Source organism: Sphingomonas lycopersici (assembly GCF_026130605.1).
Classification (GTDB): Bacteria; Pseudomonadota; Alphaproteobacteria; order Sphingomonadales; family Sphingomonadaceae; genus Sphingomonas; species Sphingomonas lycopersici.
The window spans coordinates 411,100-435,483 of the sequence record NZ_JANFAU010000002.1; the positions used below are offsets into that span (position 1 = coordinate 411,100).

Sequence of the window (24,384 nt, forward strand, 5' to 3'; positions counted from 1 at the left end):
TCAGTGGCCCTGGATGCCGGATCAAGTCCGGCATGACGGCAGTCGCGCTGCTGGCACTCGCCACGCCGGTTTCGGCGCAGCAGATTCACCCGACCTCGCAACAATCCTATCATCAGGCGGTCGCCGCCGGGTATAAGGCGCTCACCTTGTGCGAGGGCATTTTCGACGCCGGCCGTACCGAGGCGCAGATCGCCTCGGTCGAGTTGCGCGGCATCTATCCCGAATATGACGCGATCGTCCCGACGCTCCCCGCGACGGTCGACCGGCGCGCGCGGATCGTGACGGTCGCGTTCGACGGCCAGCTCGCGCCGCGCCGCGCGATGTGGCGGCCACGCTTCGGCTGTTACCTTTCGCCGATCGGGGCGCACGCCGACCGGGTCAATCCGTCCGCTACCCCGCCGACCGCGCTCATCCCCGATCCGCGCCAATGGCCGATGGGCGATGCCGGCATCGCGCCGCGCCCCTCGCCGGGGCTCGCCGCGCTCGTTGCGCGCGCATTCGATCGCGCGAGCTTCGGCGCGGAGAGCGTGACGACCGGCGTGGTGATCCTCAAGGACGGCCGCATCGTCGCCGAACAATATGCGCCGGGCTTCGGCCCGTTCGTCGCCAATCGCACCTGGTCGGTCGCCAAGAGCATCGCCGGCACATTGGTCGGCATCGCCTCTGTCACCGCGCGGATCGATCCGCATCGTCCGGCGACGATCCCCGAATGGCGCCATCCCGGCGATCCGCGCGCCGCGATCACGCTCGACAATCTGATGCGGATGGCGAGCGGGTTGCACAGCGACACCGCCGGCAACCGCACCGATGCGATCTATTTCGGCGGCACCGCGGTCACCGAGAGCGCGACCGGCTGGCCGATCGAGGCCGCGCGCGGGACGCGCTTCCGCTACGCCAATAACGATATCCTGCTCGCGACGCGCAGCCTGCGCGCGACGCTGGGCGAGGCGCGCTACGCCAATCTGCCGCACGGCGGGCTGTTCCACCCGCTCGGCATGACCCATACCACCACCGGGACCGACTGGCAGGGCAATTACATCCTCTCCAGCCAAGTGTGGACTACCGCCCGCGATCTCGCGCGGCTCGGACAATTCTGGCTGCAGGACGGCGTATGGCAAGGCCGCCGCCTGCTCCCGGCGGGCTGGATGCGCTATATGACCAGTGCCGCCGGGCCGCAGCCGGCGGAAGGACCAGGCTATGGCGCGACGATGTGGCTGTTCGGGCCGAAGCAGGGGCTTCCGGTCGGCAGCTACGCCGCGCAGGGTAACCGCGGGCAATCGGTGATGGTCATCCCCCAGCATCGCCTCGTCATCGTGCGGCGCGGCGAAGATCCGGGTCCGGCGCGGTTCGATATCGCGCGCTTCTCGGCCGAAGCGATCGCGGTGCTGCAATGAAGGATTGGGCAGAGGTTGTCGCCTTCGCGTGCGCGTTGCCGGATGTGGCAATGGCGCCCTTCTACGGCACCCCCTGCCCCAAGGTGAACGGCAAGGCCTTCGTCTCGCCCGGGCGCGAGCCGGACAGTTTTCACGTCATGGCACCGCACGAGGAAAAAGCGGTGCTGCTCGACACCGATCCCGAAACCTTCTGGCAGACCCCGCATTACGAGGGCTGGCCCGGGCTGCTCGTGCGTTACGGCGCGGCGGACGAAGAGCGCGTGCGCAATGTCATCCGCCGGGCGTGGTGGGATCGCGCGAAAAAACCGCAGCGTGCCACCTTCGGCCCCCGCCCCTGATCGCTTCACGCGCTTCGTCGCGATCGACTGGTCGGGAGCGAAGGGCGCGCGGCATCGCGGGATCGCGGTCGCCGAATGCGGCGCGGGCGATGCGGCGCCGGTGCTGGTCGAGCCCGCCGGCCGAATCTGGTCGCGCAGCGCGGTGCTCGATTGGCTGCTGGCGCGCGCCGACGCGCCGCTGCTGGTCGGGTTCGATTTCAGCTTCTCCGCCCCGTTCGTCGCGCGCGGCGCGCATCTGCCGGGCGAGACCGACACCGCCGACGCCCGCGCGCTGTGGCATTATGTCGACACGCACAGCGACGATGCCGATCTCGGCGCCGCCAGCTTCCTCGCGGCGCGGCGCGGGCGGCATTTCTATCTCGGCGCGGCGGACGGGGCGAAGCGCGACTTCCTCCACTGGCGGGTCTGCGAGACCGGGGCGGATCAGTCGACCAAACCCTCGACCGTCTATGACGCGATCGGCGCGGCGCAGGTCGCCAAGGCGAGCTTCGCCGGGATGCGGCTGCTCCACCGGTTGAACGAGCGGATCGCGATCTGGCCGTTCGACCCGGTGCCGGCGACCGGCGCGACGGTCGTCGAAATCTACACCGCGATCGCCGCCCGCGCGGCGGGGCTGCGCAAGGGCATCAGCAAATTGCGCACCGCCGAGGCGCTCGATGCCGCGCTGGCAGCGCTCGGCGCCCGGCCGCACCTGCCGCTCGCGCGCTATGACGATCATGCGACCGATGCGATCCTCGCCGCGGCGTGGCTGCGTCGCAGCGCCGGCAACGCCGATTTCTGGCGTCCGGCGCGGATGACCCCGCCGATCGCGCAAAGCGAGGGCTGGACGTTCGGCGTTCTCTGACGCATGGACGCCGGCGGGCCGGCTTAGCTCAGATGGTAGAGCACCTGATTTGTAATCAGGGGGCCGCGGGTTCGATCCCTGCAGCCGGCACCATATCGCAATTCCGCACGATCGTGCAGATTCCAATTGGCGCGATTTCCGTTCCGTGCCACCTGGGATCGATGCGAGATCGCGATCGGACCACCAAGCCCAGCGCGCAATGCGCGGGCGATGCGCGGCCCTCGGGCTATGCCAGCCCCTCGATCATCGCCCGACGCGATCGCATCCTCGACGAAACGCGGCGCATGATCGGCGAAGTCGGCGTGACCAATCTCAGCATGGACGATGTCGCGAAGCGCGCGAACGTCGCCAAGCGCACCTTGTACAATGCGTTCCAGAGCAAGGAATATCTCGTCGCCTCCGCGATCAGCAAATATATGGAGGATTATGAGCGCCGGATCCATTATTCGACCGAGGACGCCACGCTCGATTGGATGATCGAGCGCCTCGTCATCGTCGCGCGCCGCAATCTCGAAATCCGCAACTACACCCGCGCGTTGATGAACGTCTATCATTCGGCCGATGTCGCGCCGGAGATCAGAAAGGCGATCCACGACATCGCCGCGCATTCGCACGGGCCGTGGATACGCCGGCTCGCCGGCAAGCGTCAGCTCCAGCCGTGGATCGACGCCGACGATCTGATCGCGATGCTGGTCCGCTATCGCTATGCCACCGCCAGCGCCTGGGCCGAGGGCGAAATCCCCGACGAGAAGATGGTCGTCGAGGTCGTCCGCAGCGTCCTGACGGTGATGGCCGGTGCGACACGCGGCGCGGCGCGGCGCGAAATCGTCGACACGCTCAACTCGCTTGATCGGCACCCGCTGCTCGAAGGGCATGTCGCGGCGATATCCGCGGGAAAATAGAGCGTCGTGCGTTAAATCGGGATCGCTTCACCGCCGTAGGGCGAACGGTTTACATTTTACGCAGGATACTCCAGCCGCGTCGCCGGAAAACCCGCGGCTCAGCGCTGCCTGACCGCGCCCTTTTCCTCCAGCTCGCTGAACTCCGCATCGGACAGCCCCAGCCAGTCGCCGAGTAATTCGCGGCTATGCTCCCCCACCTGCGGCGGGCGATAGCGATAGTCGGTCGGGGTGGCGGAAAACTTGCCGGGGAAGGCGACCGTCGGAATCTCCACCCCGTCCTCGCGGACGAAGCGGTGCACCACGCCGCGCGCCGCGATGAACGGATCGGCGTAGATATCCTTGATCGTATTCACCGGCCCCGCAGGCACGTTGATCGCGACGAGCCGCTCGATCAGCGGCCCGCCCGGCAGGTCGCGGACGATATCCTGCACCGCGGCCTCGATCGCGTCGCGGTTGATCAGCCGGTCGCGCCCGGTGGTGAAGCGCGGATCGGCGGCGAGATCGGGGCGCCCCATCTCATGGCAGAAAGCGCGGAACTGGCTGTCATTGCCGATCGCGATGATGATCACGCCGTCGGCGACCTCGAAGGTCTTATAGGGCACCACGGTCGGGTGCCGGTTGCCGAGCCGACCCGGATTGACGCCCCCGACGAGCCAGTTCGATCCCTGATTGGCGAGCATCGCGATCTGCGTATCGAGCAGCGACACGTCGATCTGTTGCCCCTCCCCCGTCCGCTCGGCGTGACGCAGCGCGGCGAGGATCGAGACGGTGGCGTACATCCCGGTCGACAGATCGGCCATCGCCACCCCGGCGCGGAGCGGCCCGCCATGCTCCTCGCCAGTGATCGACATGAAGCCGCCCATCCCCTGCGCGACGAAATCATAGCCGGGTCGATCGGCATAAGGGCCGGTCTGCCCGAAGCCGGTGATCGAGCAATAGACGATGCGCGGGTTGATCGCGCTGATGCTGGCATAATCGAGCCCGTATTTGACCAGCCCGCCGACCTTGAAATTCTCGACCAGAATATCGGCCTCAGCGGCAAGCCGGCGGATCAGCGCCTGCCCCTCCGGGTTGGCGAGATCGATCGCAGCCGAGCGCTTGTTGCGATTGCAGCTCAGATAATAAGCGCTTTCCTGCGGATCGTCGGCGCCATCGGGCAAGGACAGGAACGGCGGGCCCCAGCCGCGCGTATCGTCCCCCTTGCCGGGCTGCTCGACCTTGAACACATCGGCGCCGAGATCGGCGAGAATCTGCGTCGACCACGGCCCGGCGAGGACCCGCGACAGATCGAGAACCTTGATTCCTTCGAGCGCCCGCCCGGGCCGTCCGTCCGTCACGCCGCTTTCACCCTCCCAAATAGTCGTGCCGGCCTAGGCCGCGCGGGACTCAAGGCGCAAGGTCAATTCGCCGCCGACAGCAATCCGCGCGCGACGACATGCGCCTGGATTTCCGCCGCCCCCTCGAAGATGTTGAGGATACGCGCATCGCAAAGGATACGGCTCGCCTGATATTCGAGCGCATAACCGTTGCCGCCGTGGATCTGGACGGTCGCATCGGCATTGGCCCAGGCGACCCGCGCGGCGAGCAGTTTCGCCATGCCGGCCTCGATGTCGCAGCGCCGGCCCTCGTCCTTGCGCCGCGCCGCGGCATAAGTGAGCTCGCGCGCCATGACGAGCTCGACGAGCATCAGCGCCAATTTGTCGGCGACCCGCGGGAAATCGGCGAGCGCGCAGCCGAACTGGCGACGCGTCCGCGCATAATCCAGCCCGACGTCGAACGCATTCCACCCGACGCCGATCGCGCGCGCCGCGGTCTGGATTCGCGCGCCCTCGAAAGTGCGCATCAGCTGGCGGAAGCCCTTGCCCTCCTCGCCGCCGAGGATCGCGTCGCCGGGCACACGGAAACCGTCGAACGACAGCGCATATTCGCGCATCCCGCGATAGCCGAGCACCTCAATCTCGCTGCCGGCGAGTCCCTGGTCGGGGAAGGCGTCCTCTTCGGTGCCGCGTGTCTTGGCGGCGAGCAGCATCGACAACCCGGCGTGGCCGGGCTCGGCCGGGTTGGTGCGCACCAGCAAGGTCATCAGATCGGCGCGCGCCGCGTGGGTGATCCAGTTCTTCGCCCCCGTCACCGACCAGCCATCGCCGTCGCGCACCGCGCGCGTCTTGAGCGAGGCGAGGTCGGAGCCGACATCGGGCTCGGTGAACACTGCGGTCGGCAGCGTCTCGCCGCGCGCGAGCCGGGGCAGCCAATATGCCTTTTGCGCGGGGGTCCCGCTTTCGCCGATCAATTCGCCCGCGATCTCGGAGCGGGTGCCGAGCGACCCGGCGCAGATCCAGCCCCGACTCAATTCCTCCGACACGACGCACATCGCGAGCTTGCCGAGCCCCAGCCCGCCATATTCGGCGTCGATGCAGATCCCGAACACCCCGAGATCGGCCATTTCGTCAACGATCTCGATCGGGATCAACGCATCGGCGAGGTGCCAATCATGCGCCTTGGGGGCGATACGTTGCGCGGCAAAGGCGCGGAATTGCGCGCGGATCATATCGAGCGTCTCGTCGCCTAGCGCCTCCGACGGCCGTGCATCGGCCTCGATCAACGCGGTCAGCGCGGCGCGGGTCGCGGCATTATTGCCCTCGACCAGAAACCACGCCACCGCGGCATCGTCCGCCAGTGCGCGCGCGGCATCGGCGATGCCGAGATCGGTCGGTCGCGCCAATTCGTTCTGGCTCATCGGCAGCGCATAAACGAGCTGCGCCAGATATTCGCCGAAGCCGATCCGCAGCACGAGCGCGTCGATCGGGGCGAGGCCGTCCCCCGCCTGCAGCCGCGCCGCCCATTGCCGCGCCGCCTCGAGCGATTGCGCCAGCGTCGCGATCCACGAGAAACCATGGAGCGCGCGCTGCTCGATATCGAGCGCACGGGCATCGCCGCCGGCGATGCGGTGCCGGCAGGCCTGGCGCGCGGCAAGCACATAACGCTCCGCCGCGGCGCAGGCGGCACCTGCGCGCATGAGCAAATCGCCGACCGAAATCTCCATGCGCCGCCTTTCTCGTCCCGATCGCAACCGTCGATCTTGCACCTTGATGCAACATTTGCGGCGACCATAAGGAATTGCGGGCACGCTCGTCAAACGGGCGAATCCGCCTTGCGATTTCCGTGCCGACTTTTACATTCGACGCGGCAAGCCGTGATGATCGCTCAGAAATTTTCTTTTATTTCTCAAAGGTTATACGCCTTTCATGGTGTCCGTGCGAGCGGCAACCCGATCGCCGTCGCAAGCGTTCCCTCGGTCTCATGATCCGCGTCGCGAGCTACAATATGCGCAAGGGCATCGGCACCGATCGGCGCCGCAATCCCGATCGCACGCTCGAAGTGCTGCGCGAGATCGACGCCGATGTCGTCGCGCTGCAGGAGGCCGATCGCCGCTTCGGCACACGCAAGGCCGTGATTCCATTGCATTTGATCGACGAGCATAGCGGGTGGAAGCCGGTCAATTTCGGCGCGCGCGCCGCCTCGATGGGGTGGCACGGCAATGCGATATTGGTGCCCAAGGCAGCCGAGGTGGTCGATTGCGCGGTAATCCACCTGCCGGCGCTGGAGCCGCGCGGCGCGGTCATGGCCGATGTTCGGGTCAATGGCGCGACGATCCGCGTCGTCGGGATGCATCTCGATCTTTCCGGGCTGTGGCGGAAGCGGCAGGCGCATGCGATCCTCGCGCATCTCGCCGCCAACCCGCATCCGCGCCCGACGGTGATGATGGGCGATCTCAACGAATGGACCCGCTCGGCGGGGTGCCTCAAGGAATTCCGCCGCGATTTCGCGCTCGCCGATACCGGCCCGAGCTTCCACGCCCGGCGTCCGGTGGGGCGGCTCGACCGGATCATGGTTTCGCCGGACCTCAAGGTGGTCGATTGCGGCGTCCATCACTCGATGGCGGCGCGGACGGCGAGCGACCATCTGCCGATCTGGGCGGATCTCGCCGCGGCATGAGCGATACGCGCCTCCGCGAGAAGGAATTGCGGCTCGCGCTGGTCTGCTACGGCGGGATCAGCCTCGCCGTATACATGCACGGCATCACCAAGGAGGTGTGGCACCTCGCCCGCGCCAGCCGCGCGACCCACGACGGCACGAAGCTCAGCGGCACCGCCGGGGTCTATGCCGCATTGCTCGACGAAATGGCGGAGGAGGCCGGGCTGCGGCTGCGCGTGCTGCCCGACATCCTCGCCGGCGCCAGCGCGGGCGGGATCAACGGCATCTTCCTCGCGCAGGCGATCGCCTCGGGCCAGTCGCTCGATCCGCTGACCGATCTGTGGCTGACCCGCGGCGATGTCGAGGCCCTGATCGACGCCGCCGCCGCCCCCGCCTCGCGCTTTTCCAAGGCCTGGGCGATGCCGCTGGCGTGGATGGCGGCGGGGCGCAGCGCCGAAAAGCTCGAGGCGCTCGATCCCGAAACGCGCGAGGAGGTGCGGAGCAAGCTGTCGCATTTCGTCCGCTCGCGCTGGTTCGAGCCGCCGTTCAGCGGCGCGGGGTTCACCGGGATGCTGCTCGACGCGTTCGACGCAATGGCCGCCGCGCCGCGCGGGCCGCGGCTGCTGCCGACCGGACAACCGCTCGACCTGTTCGTCACCGTCACCGATTTCACCGGCCACCCTGAGCGGCTCCAGCTCCACTCGCCCCCCGAGGTGCTGGAAACCGAGCATCGGCTGGTGCTCCACTTCACCGATCACGGCGAGGTGCGCGAGACGCTCGCGCCCGCCGCCGAACTCGCCTTCGCAGCGCGCGCCACCTCCAGCTTCCCCGGCGCCTTCCCGCCGTTCACCGTCGCCGAGCTCGACGGCGTGCTGCGCGACCGCGCGATCGACTGGCCGACGCGCGAGGCGTTCCTCTACCGCATGCTCCCGCGCCAGGCGGCGGCGAATACCGCGGAAAAGGCAGTGCTGATCGACGGCTCGGTGCTCGCCAACGCCCCCTTCCGCCCTGCGATCGACGCGCTCAACGAGCGTCCGGCGCGGCGGCAGGTCGATCGCCGCTTCGTCTATATCGACCCCGCCCCCGGCAACAAATTCCGCCTTTCGGCCGACAGCGACGGCGTGCCGGGCTTCTTCCAGACGATCCTCGGCGCGATCAGCGAATTGCCGCGCAAGCAGCCGATCCGCGACAATCTCGACGCGATCGCCGAGCGCTCGGCACGGATCGCGCGGATGCGCGCGATCCTTCAGGCGGTGCGCCCCGAGGTGGAGGCGAAGGTCGACGCGCTGTTCGGTCGCACCTTCTTCCTCGATCGCCCGACCGCCGCGCGAATCGCCGCCTGGCGCCGCCGCGCGCAGGTCGCCGCGGCCGAGCAGGCGGGCTATGGCTATGCCGCTTACGCGCATCTCAAGCTCGCCGGGGTGATCGAGAGCGTCACCGCGTTGCTCCACGGCGTCGGCGGCGAGCCCGGCCCGCAGCGCTGGCAGCGCATCCGCCGCCGGATCGAGACCGCCCTGGTCGCGCGCGGCTACGACCCCGCCTCGTCCGAGGTCGCGGAAAGCGCGGTGACGATCGACTTCCTGCGCACCTTCGATCTCGGCTTCCGCATCCGCCGGCTGCGGCTGATGTCGCGGCGGCTGACCGAACTCGAAAGCGAGGCGAGCGAAGACACGCTGCAGCCGATCCGCGAGGCGATCTATCATTCGCTCTCGGCCTATCTCGATTGTCGCAACCCGCGCACCCACCGAGCATTGCGCGGCGAGGTCCGCGCGCTGAGCGGCGATGCCGGGCCGCTACTCGACGATCTCGCCGAATCGATGGGGCTCAAGGAACTCGACGCCGAGACCGACGAGCGGCTCGCCGAGGCGCTCGCGACGCTGCCGCGCGATATCCGCCGGGCGTTGCTGCTGCGCTATCTCGGCTTTCCCTATTTCGACGTCGCCACTTTGCCGCTGCTGCAGGGCGAGGGAATGGACGAATATGATCCGATCCAGGTCGATCGCATCGCCCCCGACGATGCTGTCTCGATCCGCGGCGGCGGCGCGGAGGCGACGCTGAAGGGCATTCAGTTCAGCAACTTCGGCGCGTTCTTCAGCCGTGCCTATCGCGAGAACGACTATCTCTGGGGCCGGCTGCACGGCGCCGAGCGGATGATCGATATCGCGGTGTCGACGCTGGCCGGCGAAGCGCGGCTGCGCCCCGGGCGCGTCGCGGAGATCAAGCGCGCCGCCTTCCATGCGATCCTCGACGAAGAGGCGCCGCGACTCCACACCGCCACCGCGCTGATCGAGGAATTGCGCCGGGAGATCGGGTGAGAATCCAATTCGATACCCCGGTCATTCCCGCCTTCGCGGGAATGACGGCTGAGGAAAGGGCTCGCGGAACACGCCCCACGCCGGACAGTAAAGCTGGAAAAACGACGCTTGCGGGGTTAGTCCGTATCGCGCGGGAGGTCGCCAATGCAGTTTCTGAAGCTTTTATTCTGGTGTCTGATCGCGTTCATCGCGGCGGTGTTCACCTTCGGCAATTGGCAGTGGGTGACGATCCGCCTGTTCGGCAATCTCGTTGCCGAGGTGAATCTGCCCTTCCTGCTGGCGCTCACCTTCCTGATCGGCTTCGTGCCGACCTGGCTCTATCAGCGCGCGATGCGCTGGCGGCTGCGCCAACGGCTCACCGCCGCCGAACGCTCGCTGACCGACCTGCGCGCCGCGACCGCCGCGGCAGCCCCGGCGGCGCCCGAAGACCCAGCCCCCGGAGCAACATCGTGAGCAACCGCATCTATGTCGCGCTCGACACCCCCGATATCGATCGCGCCAAGGCGATCGCGGAACGGGTGCGGCACCATGTCGGCGGGATCAAGCTCGGGCTGGAATTCTTCGCCGCCAACGGGCGCACCGGGGTGCGCGAGATGGCCGATCTCGGGCTGCCGATCTTCCTCGATCTCAAGCTGCACGATATCCCCAATACCGTCGCCAAGGCGGTGCAGGCGCTGCGCGCGCTGGAGCCGGCGATCCTGACGGTTCACGCGTCGGGCGGCCGCGCGATGCTGGAGGATGCCAAGGCCGCCGCCCCTGCGGGAACCAAGGTGGTGGCGGTGACGATGCTCACCAGCCTCGACCAGCGCGATCTCGACGCGACCGGCGTCACCGGCACTCCGCACGATCAGGTGCTGCGCCTGACCGAACTGGCGATGCGCGCGGGGGTCGACGGGATCGTCTGTTCGGGCGCGGAGGTGAAGGCGGCGCATCGATTGTGGCCCAAAGGCTTCTTCGTCGTCCCCGGCGTGCGCCCGACCGACAGCGTGGTGGGCGACCAGAAACGCGTCGTCACGCCGCGGATGGCGTTGGACAATGGCGCCTCGATCCTCGTCGTCGGTCGCCCGATCACCCAAGCCGAAGACCCCGACGCCGCCGCGCGCGCGATCGGCGCGACGCTTTGACCCCACGCCGTTCGGGCTGAGCCTGTCGAAACCCGGCACTTTCTCGCCAAGAAGGGCAGCTCTTCGACAGGCTCAGGGCGAACGAGGGTCGGGCCTGCACTTTCCCGGGCCTGCACTTTCCCGGGCCTGCGCTTTCATCGTCATGCCGGGCGTGATCCGGCATCCAGAGCCGCAAAGGGAATCGCTCGTTACTCTGGATGCCGGGTCAAGCCGGGCATGACGGCAGGGGCAAGCCCAAGGCAAACCGAGTAGAGACAATCCTCATGCCCACCACCGCCAAGATTTGCGGCCTGACCACGATCGAGACGCTCGACGCAGCACTTGCGGGCGGGGCGAGCCATGTCGGGTTGAACTTCTTCCCGCCCTCCCCGCGCAACCTCAGCGCAGATCAGGCGCGGATGCTCGCGGCGCGAACCCCGGATCAGGTCCACCGCGTCGGGGTGTTCGTCGATCCCGACGACGCGCTGCTCGATATGGCGATCGCCGCCGGCCGGCTCGATATTCTGCAATTCCACAAGACCGCCCCGGCACGAATCGCGGAAGTGGCGCGCCGCACCGGGCTGGCTACCTGGGCCGCGATCGCGATCAAGACGCGCGCCGATCTCGATCACGCCCGCGACGTCGCCGGTGCCGCCTCCGCCATCCTCTATGACGCCAAGACGCCGGACAATGCCGCGCTCCCCGGCGGGATGGGGGTACGCTTCGACTGGTCGCTGCTCGACGGTTTCCGTCACCCGCTACCCTGGGCGCTCTCCGGCGGGCTCGATGCGGACAATGTTGCGGAGGCGATCGCCCGCACCGGCGCCACGCTCGTCGACGTTTCTTCCGGCGTCGAAACCGCCCCCGGCGTGAAGGACGTGGACAAGATCGCCGCATTCCTGAGGGCCCTAATTCGCTCAGGATAACGCCGTGATCGCCCGGAGAAGTCCGCTGGCAAGGAGCGCAGCGCAGACGCGTAGCAGTCGCTACGCGCAAGCAAGCGACGCCGTCCAGCGGGCTTCTCCGGGCGACCGCTCCGCGGCGGGCGTCTTTTGGCGCCATGCGGCGTCGCGCGTCGATCACGATGTAAATACATCGCTCACTCCTTGCTCCTTGCCTGGCGCCAAAATCCGCTCCGTCACGGCGTTGTCCTGAGCGAATTAGGGCCCTAAGGCGATCGCTCGATGACCACGCCCAACTCCTTCCGCGCGCAGCCCGACGAGAGCGGGCATTTCGGCGATTTCGGCGGCCGCTATGTCGCCGAGACGCTGATGCCGCTGATCCTCGACCTCGAGCGCGAATATCGCGCCGCCAAGGCCGATCCCGCGTTTCAGGCCGAGTTCGACGAACTGCTCGAACATTATGTCGGCCGCCCCAGCCCGCTCTATTTCGCGCCGCGGCTGACCGAGGCGCTGGACGGCGCGCAGATCTGGTTGAAACGCGAGGAGCTCAACCACACCGGCGCGCACAAGATTAACAATTGCATCGGCCAGATCCTGCTCGCGATCCGCATGGGCAAGACGCGGATCATCGCTGAGACCGGCGCCGGCCAACACGGCGTCGCCACCGCGACGGTCTGCGCGCGCTTCGGCATCCCCTGCGTCATCTACATGGGCGCGAAGGACGTCGAGCGGCAGCAGCCCAATGTGTTCCGCATGAAATTGCTCGGCGCGGAGGTGATCCCGGTCACCTCGGGCGCCAAGACGCTCAAGGATGCGATGAACGAGGCGCTGCGCGACTGGGTCGCCAACGTCCACGACACCTTCTACATCATCGGCACCGCCGCCGGCCCGCATCCCTATCCGGAGCTGGTGCGCGATTTCCAGAGCGTGATCGGCACCGAGGCGCGCGCGCAGATGCTCGCGCGCACCGGGCGCCTGCCCGATCTGCTGATCGCGGCGGTGGGCGGCGGATCGAATGCGATCGGCCTGTTCCACCCGTTCCTCGACGACGCCGGCGTGGCGATGATCGGGGTCGAGGCGGCGGGGCACGGGATCGCCAGCGGCCAGCATGCCGCGAGCCTCACCGGCGGCGCGCCGGGGGTGCTCCACGGCAACAAGACCTATCTGCTCCAGGATGACGACGGCCAGATCACCGAGGCGCATTCGATCAGCGCCGGGCTCGACTATCCCGGCATCGGGCCGGAGCATAGCTGGCTGCACGAGATCGGCCGCGTCCGCTATCTGCCGATCACCGACAGCGAGGCGCTGGAAGCGTTCCAGCTCTGCTGCCGCACCGAGGGGATCATCCCCGCGCTGGAAAGCGCCCACGCGCTCGCCGCCTTGCCAAAGGTGGCGAAGAATTACGGCAAGGACGCGATGATCCTGGTCAATGTCTCGGGGCGCGGGGACAAGGATATCTTCACCGTCGCCGAGGCGCTGGGGGTGGAGATATGACGCGGCTTTCCAACGCCTTTCCCAAGGATCGCGCGGCGCTGGTATGTTTCGTCACCGCGGGCGATCCGAACGCGGCGGCGACCCCGGCGATCCTCGACGCGCTCGTGACGGGCGGCGCCGACGTGATCGAGCTGGGGATGCCCTTCACCGATCCGATGGCCGACGGCCCCGCGATCCAGGCCGCCAATCTGCGCAGCCTCGGCGCGGGCACCACCACCGCCGATATCCTGACGATCGCGCGCGATTTCCGTGCGCGGCACCCGAATGTGCCGCTGGTGCTGATGGGCTATGCCAATCCGATGCTTCGGCGCGGGGCGACATGGTTCGCGAACGCCGCGCGCGATGCCGGGGTCGACGGGGTGATTTGCGTCGATACGCCGCCCGAGGAGGATGCCGCGCTCGGCCCCGCGTTGCGCGCGAGTGGCGTCGACCTGATCCGCCTCGCCACCCCAACCACCGACGGCGCGCGGCTCCCGACCGTCCTCGGCGGGGCAAGCGGGTTCCTCTATTACGTCTCGGTCGCCGGGATCACCGGGAAGCAACAGGCCGCGCAGACCTCGATCGAGGAAGCGGTGGCGCGCCTCAAGGCCGCGACCGACCTGCCGGTGGCGGTCGGCTTCGGCGTGCGCACCCCCGAACAGGCCGAGGCGATCGCCCGCGTCGCCGACGGCGTGGTGGTCGGCTCGGCGATCGTCGAGCTGATCGGCAAGCACGGCGCCGATGCGCCGGGCGCGATTACCCCCTATATCCAATCGCTGAGCGCGGCGGTCCGCGCCGCGCGCAAGGAATCGAAATGAGCTGGCTGTCTAGCGTCCGCAACGCCCTCTCGCTGGTCGTCCCGAAGAAGGAGACCCCCGACAACCTCTGGCACAAGTGCAAGGGGTGTCGGCAGATGGTGTTCACCAAGGAGCTCGAGGAAAACCTCTCGGTCTGCCCGAATTGCGATTATCATGAGCGGATCGGGCCGCTGGCGCGGTTCACCCAGCTGCTCGACGACGGCTGGAGCGCTTTGCCCACCCCGCGCACGCCCGAGGATCCGCTCAAATTCCGTGATTCGAAGCGCTATACCGATCGCCTCAAGACGGCGCGCACCGAGACCGGCGAGGCCGATGCCTTCATCAACGCGCGCGGCACAATCCACGGCCATCGCGTCGTCATCGGGGTGCAGGATTTCGCCTTCATGGGCGGATCGATGGGCCAGGCGGTCGGCGAGGCATTCATCCAGGGGGTCGAAGCGGCGATCGCCGACAAGGCGCCCTATGTCGTGTTCACCGCCTCGGGCGGCGCGCGGATGCAGGAAGGCATCTTGAGCCTGATGCAGATGCCGCGCTCGACCGTTGCGATCCAGATGCTCCACGATGCCGGGCTGCCCTATATCGTCGTGCTGACCGATCCCACCTCGGGCGGGGTGATGGCGGCCTATGCGATGCTCGGCGACATCCAGATCGCCGAGCCCAAGGCGCTGCTCGCCTTCACCGGCCGCCGCGTGATCGAAAATACGATCCGCGAGAAATTGCCCGACGATTTCCAGACCTCGGAATATCTGCTCGAGCACGGGATGATCGACATGATCGTCCACCGCAAGGATCTGCGCGCGCAGCTCGCGACGGTCATCGGCTATCTCTGCGGCCAGCGCGCCGCGGCCTGAACACTACCAATGGCCGATCACGCCGTCTCGACCGATCCGGCGGTTCAGGCGCAGCTTGACCGTTTGTGGTCGCTCTCGCCCGGCGCCGACGTGCTCGGGCTGGGGCGGATCACCGAGCTGCTCGCGCGGGTCGGCGATCCGCAGCGGCGCCTGCCCCCGGTCTTCCATGTCGCAGGGACCAACGGCAAGGGATCGACCTGCGCCTTCCTGCGCGCCGCGCTCGAAGCGGCGGGGCTCAAGGTCCATGCTTATACCAGCCCGCATCTCGTGCGCTTCAACGAGCGGATTCGAGTCGCTGGGCGGCTGATCGACGATCGCGCGCTCGCCCCGTTGCTCGCCGAGGTGCTCGACGTGGCCGGCGATATCGGCGCCAGCTTCTTCGAGGTGACCACCGCCGCCGCCTTCCTCGCCTTCGCGCGCACCCCCGCCGACGCCTGCGTGATCGAGGTCGGGCTCGGCGGCCGGCTCGACGCAACCAACGTGATCCCGCACCCCGCGATATGCGGCATCGCCGCGCTCGGGATCGATCACGAGGCATTCCTGCTCGCCGAGGAGGCCGGCACACCCGCCGCCCCGCTCGACCGGATCGGCTTCGAAAAGGCCGGGATCGCCAAGCCGGGCATCCCGCTCGTGACCCAGCTCTACCCGCGCTCGGTCGCCACGACGATCGCGGCGGTCGCGACCGCGCGCGGCGCGCCGCTGATCGCGCGCGGATCGGGCTGGGATATCGCTCCCGCGGGCGATTCCCTCCTTTATCGCGACACGCGCGGCGAGCTCGCACTGCCCGTTCCGACGCTCACCGGCCCCTGTCAGGCGGAGAATGCCGGCCTTGCCGCGGCGATGCTGCGCCACCAGCAGGCGGTAACGATCGACGATGCCGCGATCGCCGACGGCATCCGCACCGCGACTTGGCCGGCGCGGATGCAGCGGCTGGGCGACGGCCCGCTCACCCGCCGCCTGCGCCCCGAACAGCGCCGCCACGGCGTGTGGCTCGACGGCGCGCACAACGAATCCGCCGCCGCCGCGATCGCCGGATCGTGGGGCGGCGACGCGCCGACCGCGATCGTCATCGGGATGCTCGCCAACAAGGATGCCGACGGCGTGATCCGCCATTTGCTCAACCGGCGCGGCGAGACGCATGTCGTCGCCGTCCCGGTGCCGAGCCACGCCCACCACCAGCCCGAGGCGCTCGCCGCGATCGCGCGCCGCCACGGCGCTGCGTCGACCGCCACCGCCGAGACGATCGGCGATGCGCTCGATCTCATCGCCGCGGCCGGCACGGGCGAATCGGTGCTGATCGCCGGCTCGCTCTACATCGCCGGTGGCGTGCTCGCGGCCAACGGCGAATCGCCGACCTGATTGCGATTGACTTGCAATAGCGAAACATCGAAGATCGCCGGACGAGGAGAATCGTCCGCCATGTCGCTGCCTGCCACCGCGCCGCTCGCCGCGCTCCCGCATCCGCTCCCGCTTTGCCCCAATGCACGCGCGCTGTTGTTCGCGATGCGGCGCATGGGCGCGCACGGCCTTGCCGACGCCCGCGCGGCGCATGCGATCTTCACGCTGTTTCGCGAAGGCTTCCGGCGCCCGCTCACCCTGCTGCGCGCGCTGATGGCCGATCTCGCTACGTCCGCGGCGATGCCGATCGCGATCGCGCCATGCTGCTGCGCGCGGATGACGACCGCCGAGGCGGGGTTGCTCGCAGCGATCGGCCAGGTCGACACCACGCCCGATAAAGCGGCGCTGCTGCTGTCCGACCTGCTCGGGCTGCGCCGCGCCGACGGGGTGCTGGCGAGCGTCGCCGCGCTCGCCGCCGCCTTCGCCGACGAAGGGCGCCCGATCGGCGTATAATCAGCCGGCCTCACCCTTTTCCGTTCGCCCTGAGCTTGGCGAAGGGCGGCCCTCACTCGCGAACGCCAGGACGCCCTTCGACAAGCTCGGGGCGAACGGGGAAACAGCGGAAAGCCTGTGGTCAGCCAGCCCTCGCGAACAAGCGGAAACCCTGCGGCAACCGCCGCGGCACGCGGCCGTCGAGCGACGCTTCGACCGCGCGAATCGCGCCGAGCAGGCTGCGCTGCGAATAAGGCTTGGCGAGGCAGCCGAACGCCAGCGCCTCGGCGTCGCCGGGGCAATTGCCGGTGACGAACAGCACCGGAATGTCGCGCGCAGCGGCGGCGCGCGCCACTTCGATCCCGCTGCCGTCGGTCAGCGCGATATCGACCAGCACCAGATCGATCTCGCGCCCCTCGCCGATGATCCGCACCGCATGGGCGACACGATCGACCGTCGCGACGATCTCATAATCTTCCTCGCTCAGGATATGTTCGGCATCGAACGCGACGAGCGGCTCATCCTCTACCAGCAGCAGGCGCGAGATCCGCCGCTTCTTACGCCCGAACATCATCGCCACTCTCACAATACGACGGTTACGCCCGCGCCCCTTAACGCGGGTAATCGGCAAGTGGCGCAAAATTTTTCGCGCGCGCCGCGCAAGCGATGTATCAGCCGCTTCATGCCCAGCCGACCGACCGATCCGCGCCCCACCGGCCGCCCTGTCCACCGCATCGCCAAATTGCTCGCGCGCGCCGGCGTCGCCTCCCGGCGCGAGGTCGAGCGGATGATCGCGGAAGGGCGCGTCGCCAAAGATGGGGCGGCGATCGACACCCCCGCGACGTTGCTCGTCTCGCTCGCCGGAGTGACGGTCGACGGCCAGCCGGTCGCAGAGACCCCGCCGCCACGGCTGTTCCTGTTCCACAAGCCCGCCGGCGTCCTCACCACCGAGCGCGATCCGCGCGGGCGGCCGACGATCTATGACCGGTTGCCCAGGGATCTGCCGCGACTCGTCCCCGTCGGGCGGCTCGATTACAATACCGAGGGGCTGCTGCTGCTGACCAATGACGGCGGGCTCAAACGCCAGCTCGAATTGCCCTCGACTGGGGTCGAGCGAGCCTATCGCGCGCGCGCCTTCGGGCAGGTGTCGCAGCCGCAGCTCGAGGCGCTGATCGAGGGGGTCGAGATCGACGGCATCCGCTACGGCTCGATCGACGCCAATATCGAGCGCCGGACCGGCGCCAATCTGTGGATCGAAATGATCCTGACCGAGGGCAAGAACCGCGAGGTGCGCCGCGTGCTCGAACATCTCGGGCTCGAGGTGAACCGGCTGATCCGCACGCGCTACGGCCCCTTCGTGCTCGCCGATCTGCCCGTCGGCGGGGTCGGCGAGGTCAAGCAGCACGATCTGGTCGCCTTCCGCCAGTCGCTCGACCGCAAGGCGCCCGCGCCGGGGGCGATCACGGTGACCGCATCGGGCGGCGGCAGCCGACCGCCCCGCGCCGCCGCCAAACCGCGGCCACATGGCGCGTCGGCGATCGCCAAACCCCGTGAAGAAGCCGCACCGGCAGCGGCGGCGCCGGCGACCCGCGCGCGCCCCGCGCAGCCCCCCAAGCGCAAGGCTGGCTGGGCCAAGCCCAAGCCGCGTTCCGGCCCGGCGAGGCCGCGCAAATGAGGATCATCGCCGGCCAATGGCGCGGCCGCCCGCTCGTCGCGCCCAAGGGGGACACCACCCGCCCCACCGCCGACCGCACGCGTGAGGCGTTGTTCTCGATGCTCGCCAGCCGCATTGGCAGTTTCGAGGAACTGGCGGTCGCCGATCTGTTCGCCGGATCGGGTGCGCTGGGGCTGGAGGCGCTGTCGCGCGGCGCCGCGCGCTGCCTTTTCGTCGAGCAGGACAAGCCCGCGCTCGATGCGTTGCGCGCCAATATCGCCAAGCTCGGCGCGACCGGCGCCGATGTCCGCGCGACATCGGTGCTGTCGCTCGGCCCCGCGCCGGCCGCGCTCGATCTGGTGATGATGGACCCGCCCTACGGCACCGGCGCGGGCAATGTCGCGCTCGACCGGCTCGCGCGGCTCGGCTGGATCGGCGCGGGGACCTGGGTCAGCATCGAAACCGCACGCGACGAGAAGGTCGCGGTCGGCGGATTCGAGATCGACGCCGAGCGGGTCCACGGAAAGGCGCGGCTGACGCTGCTGCGGCTCGCCTGACCCCCGTCACCCCTGCCTTGAGCCGGGATGACGAGGAATGTGTGGCTGAGCGGCCACCCCAACATCTCCCGTTCGCCCTGAGCTTGTCGAAGGGCTGCCCTTCTTCCGCGCGAAGATAAGACAGGCTCAGCCCGAGCGGTGAAGCGTTACGGCCCCTCGACCGCCATCGGCGCAACGCCGCGACGCGGGCGCAGCGCAAGCAATGCGATCAGGCTCATCACCGCCGCCGCCGCGAGATAAAGCCCGACGGACCCGAGCCCGCCGCCGCGCTGCGACAGCCATTGCGCCACCACCGGGGTCAGCCCGCCGCCGAGGATCCCCGCCATGTTGAACGACAGGCTCACCCCGGTATAGCGCACCCGCGCCGGAAACAGCCCCGGCAGCCACGCGCCGAGCGGGCCGTAGACGAACCCCATCACGAGCAGCGCGAACGACAGCACGACGAAGATCGTTACCAGCGACCCCGAGCCGAGCCCCGGCGCGAGCAGGAACCCCGCGACGATCGCGCCCACGCACCCCCAGGTCAGCACCCGCGCGGGCGAGGTGCGATCGGCCCAGATGCCCGACAGCGTGATCCCGACCCCCATGAACAGGATCGCCCCGAGCTGGATCGCCAGGAACACCTGCCGGTCGATCTTGAGCGTCGTCGTCGCATAACCGAGCGCAAAGGCGGTCGCGATATAATAGACCGCGAAACAGGCCACCGCGCCGAACGTCCCGCCCAGCGCGATCCGCCAGTGATCGCGCAGCAGCTCGCCCATCGGCACCGTCGGCGGCGGGCCTTCCTCGAGCATCTTGGCGAAGGCGGGGGTCTCGGCGATGCGCAGCCGCACCCACAGCCCCAGCCCGACCAGCACGACCGACAGCAGGAACGGCACCCGCCAGCCCCAGGCCATGAAGTCCGCCGGGGTCATCATCACCCCGATCAGCAGGAACAGCCCGTTGGCGGCGATAAAGCCGAGCGGCGCCCCGAGCTGGGGCACCATGCCGTACCGTCCGCGCCACCCTGCCGGCGCATTCTCCACCGCCAGCAACGCCGCCCCGCCCCACTCGCCGCCGAGCCCGAAGCCTTGTCCGAACCGCAGGACGCACAGGATCAGCGGCGCCCACCAGCCGATCGTGGCGTAGGTGGGCAGGAAAGCGATCGCCAGCGTCGATCCGCCCATCATCATCAGTGAGGCGACGAGCGTCGACTTGCGCCCGATCCGGTCGCCATAATGCCCGAACACCCACGCCCCCACCGGCCGCGCGATGAACGCCACCGCCAGGCTGGCATAAGAGGACAGAAGCTGGACCGAGGCGCTCTCCGCCGGAAAGAACAACGGACCGAAGACGAGCGCCGCGGCGGTCGCATAGATATAGAAATCGTAGAATTCGACCGTCGTGCCGACGAGGCTGGCGATCAGGATGCGGCGGGTCGATGCGGCCGTGGTCATCGCTTTCCATCCCCGCTCAGCGACGGCGCGTCAACATTTCGCGATCGAAACACGATCGCACAGCGCCGACACATTGCCGCAACATCCTTCGTTTAGCTCGGCAATCGTCGACGACGTCCCCTCGGCGTCGACCTGGCCGGGTCTTCCCTTTTCCCGGCCGTTCCCTGAACTACGGGGCGGCCCCTTCCCTGTCAGGCCGCCCCGGATTTTCTCCCGACATTGCCCCCGACGCTTTTAGCCCCTAGGGCGCCGCGCCATGAAAACCGTCGCGTTGATCGTCGCCGCCGGCAAGGGGGAGCGCACCGGCGCGGCCTTACCCAAACAATATGCGCCGCTCGCCGGCCGCGCGATGCTGGCGTGGAGCCATCAGGCGTTCGGCGATCATCCCGCGATCGACGAGGTGCTCGTCGTGATCGGCGCCGGGCAGGAGGCATTGCTCGCCGCCGCGGTGCCCGGCGCGCGTCATGTCACCGGCGGGGCGACGCGGCGCGAATCGGTTGCCGCCGGGCTCGCCGCGCTCGACGGTGCCGATCTTGTGCTGGTCCATGACGCCGCCCGCCCGTTCCTGTCCGCCGCGGTGATCGACCGGCTGATCGCCGCGCTGGCGACGCATGACGGCGCGGTGCCGGTGCTGCCGGTCGCCGATACCCTGGTGAACGCGGACGGCGCCAACGTGCCGCGCGAGGCGCTGCGCCGCGTCCAGACGCCGCAGGCGTTCCGCTTCGCGACGCTCGCGGCGGCGCATCGCGCGTGGCGCGGCGGCGAGGCGACCGACGATGCGCAGATGGTCCGCGCGCTTGGCGGATCGGTGGCGCTGGTGCAGGGCGATACGATGCTGGAAAAGATCACCTACCCCGGGGACATCGCCGCCGCCGAGGCGCGGCTGGGCCGCGAGACGCGCTCGGCGCTCGGCTTCGACGTGCATCGGCTCGCCGACGGCGAGGAATTGTGGCTCGGCGGAGTGCTGATTCCGCATCATCAGGGCCTGTCGGGGCACAGCGACGCCGATGTCGCGCTCCACGCGATCACCGACGCGTTGCTCGGGACGATCGCGGCGGGGGATATCGGGATGCATTTTCCGCCGAGCGACCCGCAGTGGCGCGGCGCCGAATCGGGGCAGTTCCTGCGCCACGCTTTGTCGCTGGTCGAGGCGCGCGGCGGCCGCGTGACCTTCGTCGATCTCACCTTGATGTGCGAGGCGCCCAAGATCGGCCCGCATCGCGATACGATTCGCGCGCGGATCGGCGAACTGCTCGCGCTGCCGGTCGAGCGGGTCAGCGTAAAGGCCACCACGACCGAGCGACTCGGCTTCACCGGGCGCGGCGAAGGCATTGCGGCGCAGGCGATCGTAACGGTCGATCTGCCGGGAGCGACGTGGTGACCACCGTCGCGGGGCAGATGCCCGTGCCGCCGAACCTCCGTCATCCCGGCCTTGAGCCGGGATCCATCATGCCCCGCGCTCAGCGGCAGGAGCCTCTTGCTCCGTGCTTGCCTCCCGATGGACCCCGGCTCAAGGCCGGGGTGACGAGGGTGTTAGGAAAGCCCTTCGACAAGCTCAGCGCGAACGGGATGACGTTTGCGCGTGCCGCGCTGAAACGCACCCTCGCCGCGCTCGTTCTGATCGCCGTGCCGACCGTCGCCACCGCGCAGACCCCCTGCCTCACCCCGGCCGACGCCGAGGCGATCGCGCTGGTCGCGATGCCCGATATCATCCGCGAGACCGGGCGGATATGCACCGCGCTCCCGCCGTCGAGCCTCGTGCGCCGCCCGTCGAGCGCCTTCCTGCAACGCTATCAGGCCGCGGCCGACGCCGCCTGGCCGGCGGCGCGCGCCGCGATCGTGCGGCTCAGCGACCCGGCGGTCGATGCGTTGCTCCAGTCCGATTATGCGCGGCCGCTGCTCACCTCGCTGTTCGCGCCGCAGGTCGTCGGCCGCATCCAGCCGGCGGATTGCCCGACGATCGACCGGCTGGTGACGCTGCTCGAGCCCTTGCCCGCGCGCAACACCGCCGGGATCATCGTCGCGACGCTGCAATATCTCAAGGCGCGCAAGGCACGCGGGAAGCCGGTTGCCGGGGTTCCCGACCTTCCGGTATGTGCAGCCGCTAAATCATGACCGACAATATTCTCCCCTCAGAGCTCGTTGCCGCGGCTGTCCGCGTCGTCGAAGCCAATCGCGCCGCCGGACGTCGCATCGCCGTGGCCGAAAGCTGCACCGGCGGGCTCGTCTCCGCCGCGCTGACCGAAATCCCCGGTTCGTCCGATGTCCTGGAGGCGGGGATCGTCACTTATTCGAACGAGGCCAAGCTCGGGCTGCTCAACGTCAGCAACGACGTGCTCGAAACCTTCGGCGCGGTTTCGATCGCGGTGGCGTGGAGCATGGCGCAGGGCGCACTCGAAACGACTCAGGCCGATGTCGCGGTGGCGATCACCGGAGTCGCCGGGCCCGGCGGCGGATCGGAAAAGAAGCCGGTCGGCACCGTGGTGTTCGCGCGCGCCGAGCGCGGCGGCGATCCGTCCGACGTGGTGGCGGACAAGCACCAGTTCGGCGATCTCGGCCGTGGCGGGGTGCGGCTTCAGGCCGCGCTGGTCGCGCTCGACTTGCTGATGCCGCCCGAGCCCGTGCCGCCGCCCGCCGTCGATCCGGCACCGTAAAGCACCGCGGCGCGCTCCTCGAACGCGCCGATCATCCGGCGCAGCGCGGCGGCGAAGACCTGCCCGGCCATCGCCTCGAACACGCGGTTCCTGAACGCGAAGTCGACCGAGAAATCGACCAGGCAACCGTCGCCATCGGGGCGGAACCCCCAATCGTTGTGGAGATATTTGAGCGGCCCTTCGACATAGTCGACGTGGACCGACACCGGCCGCTGCTTCACCACGCGCGAGGTGAAGGTCTCGCGCAGCCCCTTGAAGCCGACGATCATGTCCGCGACCGTCTCGGTCGCGGTGTCGCTGCGCACCCGCATCGCGACGACCCACGGCAGGAAATCGGCATAATGCGCGACATCCGCCACCAGATCGAACATCTGCTCCGGCGTATAGGGAAGCCGGCGGGTTTCCTTATGCCTTGGCAAGCTGCGCCTCGCGCGCTGCCCTCATCTTCGCGAAATCGTCGCCGGCGTGATAGCTGGAACGCGTCAGCGGCGAGCTGGCGACGAGCAGGAAGCCCTTCGCCCGCGCGATCGCGGCATAAGCGTCGAACGCCTTGGGGGTGACGAATTCGGCGACCTTCGCATGCCGCGGGGTCGGCTGGAGATATTGCCCCATCGTCAGGAAATCGATGTCGGCGGAGCGCATGTCGTCCATCACCTGATGCACTTCGAGCCGCTCCTCACCGAGCCCGAGCATCACCCCGGATTTGGTGAAGATCGACGGATCGTGGCGCTTGACGCTCTCCAAGAGGCGCAGCGAGGCGTAATAGCGCGCGCCGGGGCGGATCGTCGGATAGAGCCGCGGGACGGTTTCGAGATTGTGATTGTAGACGTCGGGCCGCGCCTCGACGATCGACTCGACCGCGGCTTGCGCCTTGTTGCGGAAATCGGGGGTCAGGATCTCGATCGTCGTATTGGGGGTGTTGCGGCGCAACGCCTGGATCACCTTGACGAATTGCGACGCCCCGCCGTCGGGCAGATCGTCACGGTCGACCGAGGTGATGACGATATGCTCGAGCCCCAGTTCGGCCGCCGCCACCGCGACATGCTCGGGCTCGAGCGGATCGACCGCGCGCGGCATCCCGGTCTTGACGTTGCAGAAGGCGCAGGCGCGGGTGCAGGTGTCGCCGAGAATCATCACCGTCGCGTGCTTCTTGGTCCAGCACTCGCCGATATTGGGGCAGGCCGCCTCCTCGCACACCGTCGCGAGATTAAGCCGGCGCATCAACCCCTTGGTCTCGGCGAACCCGATCGAGGTGGGCGCCTTCACCCGGATCCAGTCAGGCTTGCGCTGGCGCGGCGCGGCGACGGGGGAAATCTCGTTCATGCGCGTGCAAATAGC

Annotated in this window: 25 protein-coding genes and 1 tRNA gene; 20 read left to right on the forward strand and 6 right to left on the reverse strand. The window is 68.6% G+C overall.

Annotated elements, in window-relative coordinates; genetic code table 11:
- Positions 1-32 precede the first annotated feature (32 nt).
- The 5 genes from NED98_RS05180 (at position 33) to NED98_RS05200 (ending at position 3,478) form a co-directional block, all read left to right on the forward strand.
- A complete protein-coding gene (locus NED98_RS05180; protein WP_265312134.1) occupies positions 33-1,394 on the forward strand; it encodes a serine hydrolase domain-containing protein in 1,362 nt (453 codons plus the stop codon).
- The gene (locus NED98_RS05185) at positions 1,391-1,732 is read left to right on the forward strand and encodes an MmcQ/YjbR family DNA-binding protein (RefSeq protein WP_349293033.1); all 342 of its coding nucleotides are present in this window, start codon (positions 1,391-1,393) and stop codon (positions 1,730-1,732) included. Before NED98_RS05180 ends, NED98_RS05185 begins: the two co-directional genes overlap by 4 nt.
- A complete protein-coding gene (locus NED98_RS05190) occupies positions 1,707-2,576 on the forward strand; it encodes a hypothetical protein (protein WP_265312135.1) in 870 nt (289 codons plus the stop codon). Before NED98_RS05185 ends, NED98_RS05190 begins: the two co-directional genes overlap by 26 nt.
- Positions 2,577-2,593: 17 nt before the next feature.
- Positions 2,594-2,669: transfer RNA gene (locus NED98_RS05195), tRNA-Thr, on the forward strand.
- Between the two features lie 68 nt (positions 2,670-2,737).
- The gene (locus NED98_RS05200) at positions 2,738-3,478 is read left to right on the forward strand and encodes a TetR/AcrR family transcriptional regulator (RefSeq protein WP_265312136.1); all 741 of its coding nucleotides are present in this window, start codon (positions 2,738-2,740) and stop codon (positions 3,476-3,478) included.
- A 98-nt stretch (positions 3,479-3,576) separates the two neighbouring features.
- Here the strand turns inward: NED98_RS05200 and NED98_RS05205 are convergent, their stop codons facing one another.
- Positions 3,577-4,815 (reverse strand): CaiB/BaiF CoA transferase family protein, encoded by a 1,239-nt coding sequence (locus NED98_RS05205; RefSeq protein ID WP_265312137.1) that lies wholly within the window; start codon positions 4,813-4,815, stop codon positions 3,577-3,579.
- Between the two features lie 62 nt (positions 4,816-4,877).
- The gene (locus NED98_RS05210) at positions 4,878-6,521 is read right to left on the reverse strand and encodes an acyl-CoA dehydrogenase family protein (RefSeq protein ID WP_265312138.1); all 1,644 of its coding nucleotides are present in this window, start codon (positions 6,519-6,521) and stop codon (positions 4,878-4,880) included.
- A gap of 257 nt (positions 6,522-6,778) precedes the next feature.
- On the opposite strand from NED98_RS05210, the gene NED98_RS05215 reads away from it, so the two are divergent.
- The 10 genes from NED98_RS05215 to NED98_RS05260 all read left to right on the forward strand — a co-directional run bounded on the left by NED98_RS05215 (position 6,779) and on the right by NED98_RS05260 (position 16,766).
- Positions 6,779-7,474, forward strand: a complete 696-nt coding sequence (locus tag NED98_RS05215; RefSeq protein WP_265268348.1) for an endonuclease/exonuclease/phosphatase family protein — start codon at positions 6,779-6,781, stop codon at positions 7,472-7,474.
- Entirely contained in the window at positions 7,471-9,768 is a 2,298-nt protein-coding gene (locus NED98_RS05220; RefSeq protein WP_265268347.1) for a patatin-like protein, read from the forward strand. Before NED98_RS05215 ends, NED98_RS05220 begins: the two co-directional genes overlap by 4 nt.
- A gap of 144 nt (positions 9,769-9,912) precedes the next feature.
- Positions 9,913-10,221 carry a lipopolysaccharide assembly protein LapA domain-containing protein gene (locus NED98_RS05225; protein ID WP_179511776.1) on the forward strand — a complete coding sequence of 103 codons (309 nt, stop codon included), beginning with the start codon at positions 9,913-9,915 and terminating at the stop codon, positions 10,219-10,221.
- Positions 10,218-10,892 (forward strand): orotidine-5'-phosphate decarboxylase, encoded by a 675-nt coding sequence (gene pyrF, locus NED98_RS05230; protein WP_179511777.1) that lies wholly within the window; start codon positions 10,218-10,220, stop codon positions 10,890-10,892. Before NED98_RS05225 ends, pyrF begins: the two co-directional genes overlap by 4 nt.
- A 263-nt stretch (positions 10,893-11,155) precedes the next feature.
- Complete coding sequence (locus tag NED98_RS05235) at positions 11,156-11,797, forward strand: phosphoribosylanthranilate isomerase (protein ID WP_265312139.1); 642 nt, start codon at positions 11,156-11,158, stop codon at positions 11,795-11,797.
- A gap of 258 nt (positions 11,798-12,055) precedes the next feature.
- On the forward strand, positions 12,056-13,267 hold the full coding sequence (gene trpB / locus NED98_RS05240) for a tryptophan synthase subunit beta (RefSeq protein ID WP_265312140.1): 1,212 nt from the start codon (positions 12,056-12,058) through the stop codon (positions 13,265-13,267).
- Positions 13,264-14,064, forward strand: coding sequence for a tryptophan synthase subunit alpha (gene trpA / locus NED98_RS05245; RefSeq protein ID WP_265312141.1), 801 nt, complete (start codon positions 13,264-13,266; stop codon positions 14,062-14,064). The genes trpB and trpA overlap by 4 nt, the downstream gene beginning before the upstream one ends.
- Positions 14,061-14,915 (forward strand): acetyl-CoA carboxylase, carboxyltransferase subunit beta, encoded by an 855-nt coding sequence (gene accD / locus NED98_RS05250; protein WP_265312142.1) that lies wholly within the window; start codon positions 14,061-14,063, stop codon positions 14,913-14,915. Before trpA ends, accD begins: the two co-directional genes overlap by 4 nt.
- 9 nt (positions 14,916-14,924) lie before the next feature.
- Complete coding sequence (locus tag NED98_RS05255; RefSeq protein WP_265312143.1) at positions 14,925-16,274, forward strand: bifunctional folylpolyglutamate synthase/dihydrofolate synthase; 1,350 nt, start codon at positions 14,925-14,927, stop codon at positions 16,272-16,274.
- A 60-nt stretch (positions 16,275-16,334) separates the two neighbouring features.
- Positions 16,335-16,766 (forward strand): DUF6628 family protein, encoded by a 432-nt coding sequence (locus tag NED98_RS05260; protein ID WP_265312144.1) that lies wholly within the window; start codon positions 16,335-16,337, stop codon positions 16,764-16,766.
- 121 nt (positions 16,767-16,887) lie between these two features.
- On the opposite strand, the gene NED98_RS05265 is transcribed toward NED98_RS05260, so the two are convergent.
- The gene (locus tag NED98_RS05265; protein ID WP_179511784.1) at positions 16,888-17,319 is read right to left on the reverse strand and encodes a response regulator; all 432 of its coding nucleotides are present in this window, start codon (positions 17,317-17,319) and stop codon (positions 16,888-16,890) included.
- A 108-nt stretch (positions 17,320-17,427) separates the two neighbouring features.
- On the opposite strand from NED98_RS05265, the gene NED98_RS05270 reads away from it, so the two are divergent.
- Entirely contained in the window at positions 17,428-18,420 is a 993-nt protein-coding gene (locus NED98_RS05270) for a pseudouridine synthase (RefSeq protein WP_265312145.1), read from the forward strand.
- Entirely contained in the window at positions 18,417-18,956 is a 540-nt protein-coding gene (gene rsmD / locus NED98_RS05275; protein ID WP_265312146.1) for a 16S rRNA (guanine(966)-N(2))-methyltransferase RsmD, read from the forward strand. The genes NED98_RS05270 and rsmD overlap by 4 nt, the downstream gene beginning before the upstream one ends.
- Before the next feature lie 146 nt (positions 18,957-19,102).
- Here the strand turns inward: rsmD and NED98_RS05280 are convergent, their stop codons facing one another.
- Entirely contained in the window at positions 19,103-20,392 is a 1,290-nt protein-coding gene (locus NED98_RS05280) for an MFS transporter (protein WP_179511787.1), read from the reverse strand.
- A 256-nt stretch (positions 20,393-20,648) separates the two neighbouring features.
- Here NED98_RS05280 and NED98_RS05285 point away from each other — a divergent pair, with 256 nt between their 5' ends.
- From NED98_RS05285 to NED98_RS05295, 3 genes are all read left to right on the forward strand, one after another.
- Positions 20,649-21,773, forward strand: a complete 1,125-nt coding sequence (locus NED98_RS05285) for a bifunctional 2-C-methyl-D-erythritol 4-phosphate cytidylyltransferase/2-C-methyl-D-erythritol 2,4-cyclodiphosphate synthase (protein ID WP_265312147.1) — start codon at positions 20,649-20,651, stop codon at positions 21,771-21,773.
- A gap of 188 nt (positions 21,774-21,961) precedes the next feature.
- A complete protein-coding gene (locus NED98_RS05290) occupies positions 21,962-22,507 on the forward strand; it encodes a hypothetical protein (protein WP_265268337.1) in 546 nt (181 codons plus the stop codon).
- Positions 22,504-23,046 (forward strand): CinA family protein, encoded by a 543-nt coding sequence (locus NED98_RS05295; protein ID WP_265312148.1) that lies wholly within the window; start codon positions 22,504-22,506, stop codon positions 23,044-23,046. The genes NED98_RS05290 and NED98_RS05295 overlap by 4 nt, the downstream gene beginning before the upstream one ends.
- Here NED98_RS05295 and NED98_RS05300 read toward each other — a convergent pair.
- Together NED98_RS05300 and lipA are read right to left on the reverse strand one after the other, a co-directional pair.
- Positions 22,968-23,465, reverse strand: a complete 498-nt coding sequence (locus NED98_RS05300) for a type II toxin-antitoxin system RatA family toxin (protein WP_265268335.1) — start codon at positions 23,463-23,465, stop codon at positions 22,968-22,970. The genes NED98_RS05295 and NED98_RS05300 overlap by 79 nt on opposite strands.
- On the reverse strand, positions 23,452-24,369 hold the full coding sequence (gene lipA / locus NED98_RS05305) for a lipoyl synthase (RefSeq protein ID WP_179511791.1): 918 nt from the start codon (positions 24,367-24,369) through the stop codon (positions 23,452-23,454). Before lipA ends, NED98_RS05300 begins: the two co-directional genes overlap by 14 nt.
- Between the last annotated feature and the right edge of the window lie 15 nt (positions 24,370-24,384).

Coding starts and splice junctions, on each gene's coding strand:
- NED98_RS05180 (WP_265312134.1), top strand. CDS start 33: ATGACGGCAGTCGCGCTGCTGGCACTCGCCACGCCGGTTTCGGCGCAG.
- NED98_RS05185 (WP_349293033.1), top strand. CDS start 1,391: ATGAAGGATTGGGCAGAGGTTGTCGCCTTCGCGTGCGCGTTGCCGGAT.
- NED98_RS05200 (WP_265312136.1), top strand. CDS start 2,738: ATGCGAGATCGCGATCGGACCACCAAGCCCAGCGCGCAATGCGCGGGC.
- NED98_RS05210 (WP_265312138.1), bottom strand. CDS start 6,521: ATGGAGATTTCGGTCGGCGATTTGCTCATGCGCGCAGGTGCCGCCTGC.
- NED98_RS05215 (WP_265268348.1), top strand. CDS start 6,779: ATGATCCGCGTCGCGAGCTACAATATGCGCAAGGGCATCGGCACCGAT.
- NED98_RS05220 (WP_265268347.1), top strand. CDS start 7,471: ATGAGCGATACGCGCCTCCGCGAGAAGGAATTGCGGCTCGCGCTGGTC.
- NED98_RS05225 (WP_179511776.1), top strand. CDS start 9,913: ATGCAGTTTCTGAAGCTTTTATTCTGGTGTCTGATCGCGTTCATCGCG.
- NED98_RS05235 (WP_265312139.1), top strand. CDS start 11,156: ATGCCCACCACCGCCAAGATTTGCGGCCTGACCACGATCGAGACGCTC.
- trpB (WP_265312140.1), top strand. CDS start 12,056: ATGACCACGCCCAACTCCTTCCGCGCGCAGCCCGACGAGAGCGGGCAT.
- trpA (WP_265312141.1), top strand. CDS start 13,264: ATGACGCGGCTTTCCAACGCCTTTCCCAAGGATCGCGCGGCGCTGGTA.
- accD (WP_265312142.1), top strand. CDS start 14,061: ATGAGCTGGCTGTCTAGCGTCCGCAACGCCCTCTCGCTGGTCGTCCCG.
- NED98_RS05255 (WP_265312143.1), top strand. CDS start 14,925: ATGGCCGATCACGCCGTCTCGACCGATCCGGCGGTTCAGGCGCAGCTT.
- NED98_RS05260 (WP_265312144.1), top strand. CDS start 16,335: ATGTCGCTGCCTGCCACCGCGCCGCTCGCCGCGCTCCCGCATCCGCTC.
- NED98_RS05265 (WP_179511784.1), bottom strand. CDS start 17,319: ATGATGTTCGGGCGTAAGAAGCGGCGGATCTCGCGCCTGCTGCTGGTA.
- NED98_RS05270 (WP_265312145.1), top strand. CDS start 17,428: ATGCCCAGCCGACCGACCGATCCGCGCCCCACCGGCCGCCCTGTCCAC.
- rsmD (WP_265312146.1), top strand. CDS start 18,417: ATGAGGATCATCGCCGGCCAATGGCGCGGCCGCCCGCTCGTCGCGCCC.
- NED98_RS05280 (WP_179511787.1), bottom strand. CDS start 20,392: ATGACCACGGCCGCATCGACCCGCCGCATCCTGATCGCCAGCCTCGTC.
- NED98_RS05285 (WP_265312147.1), top strand. CDS start 20,649: ATGAAAACCGTCGCGTTGATCGTCGCCGCCGGCAAGGGGGAGCGCACC.
- NED98_RS05290 (WP_265268337.1), top strand. CDS start 21,962: ATGACGTTTGCGCGTGCCGCGCTGAAACGCACCCTCGCCGCGCTCGTT.
- NED98_RS05295 (WP_265312148.1), top strand. CDS start 22,504: ATGACCGACAATATTCTCCCCTCAGAGCTCGTTGCCGCGGCTGTCCGC.
- lipA (WP_179511791.1), bottom strand. CDS start 24,369: ATGAACGAGATTTCCCCCGTCGCCGCGCCGCGCCAGCGCAAGCCTGAC.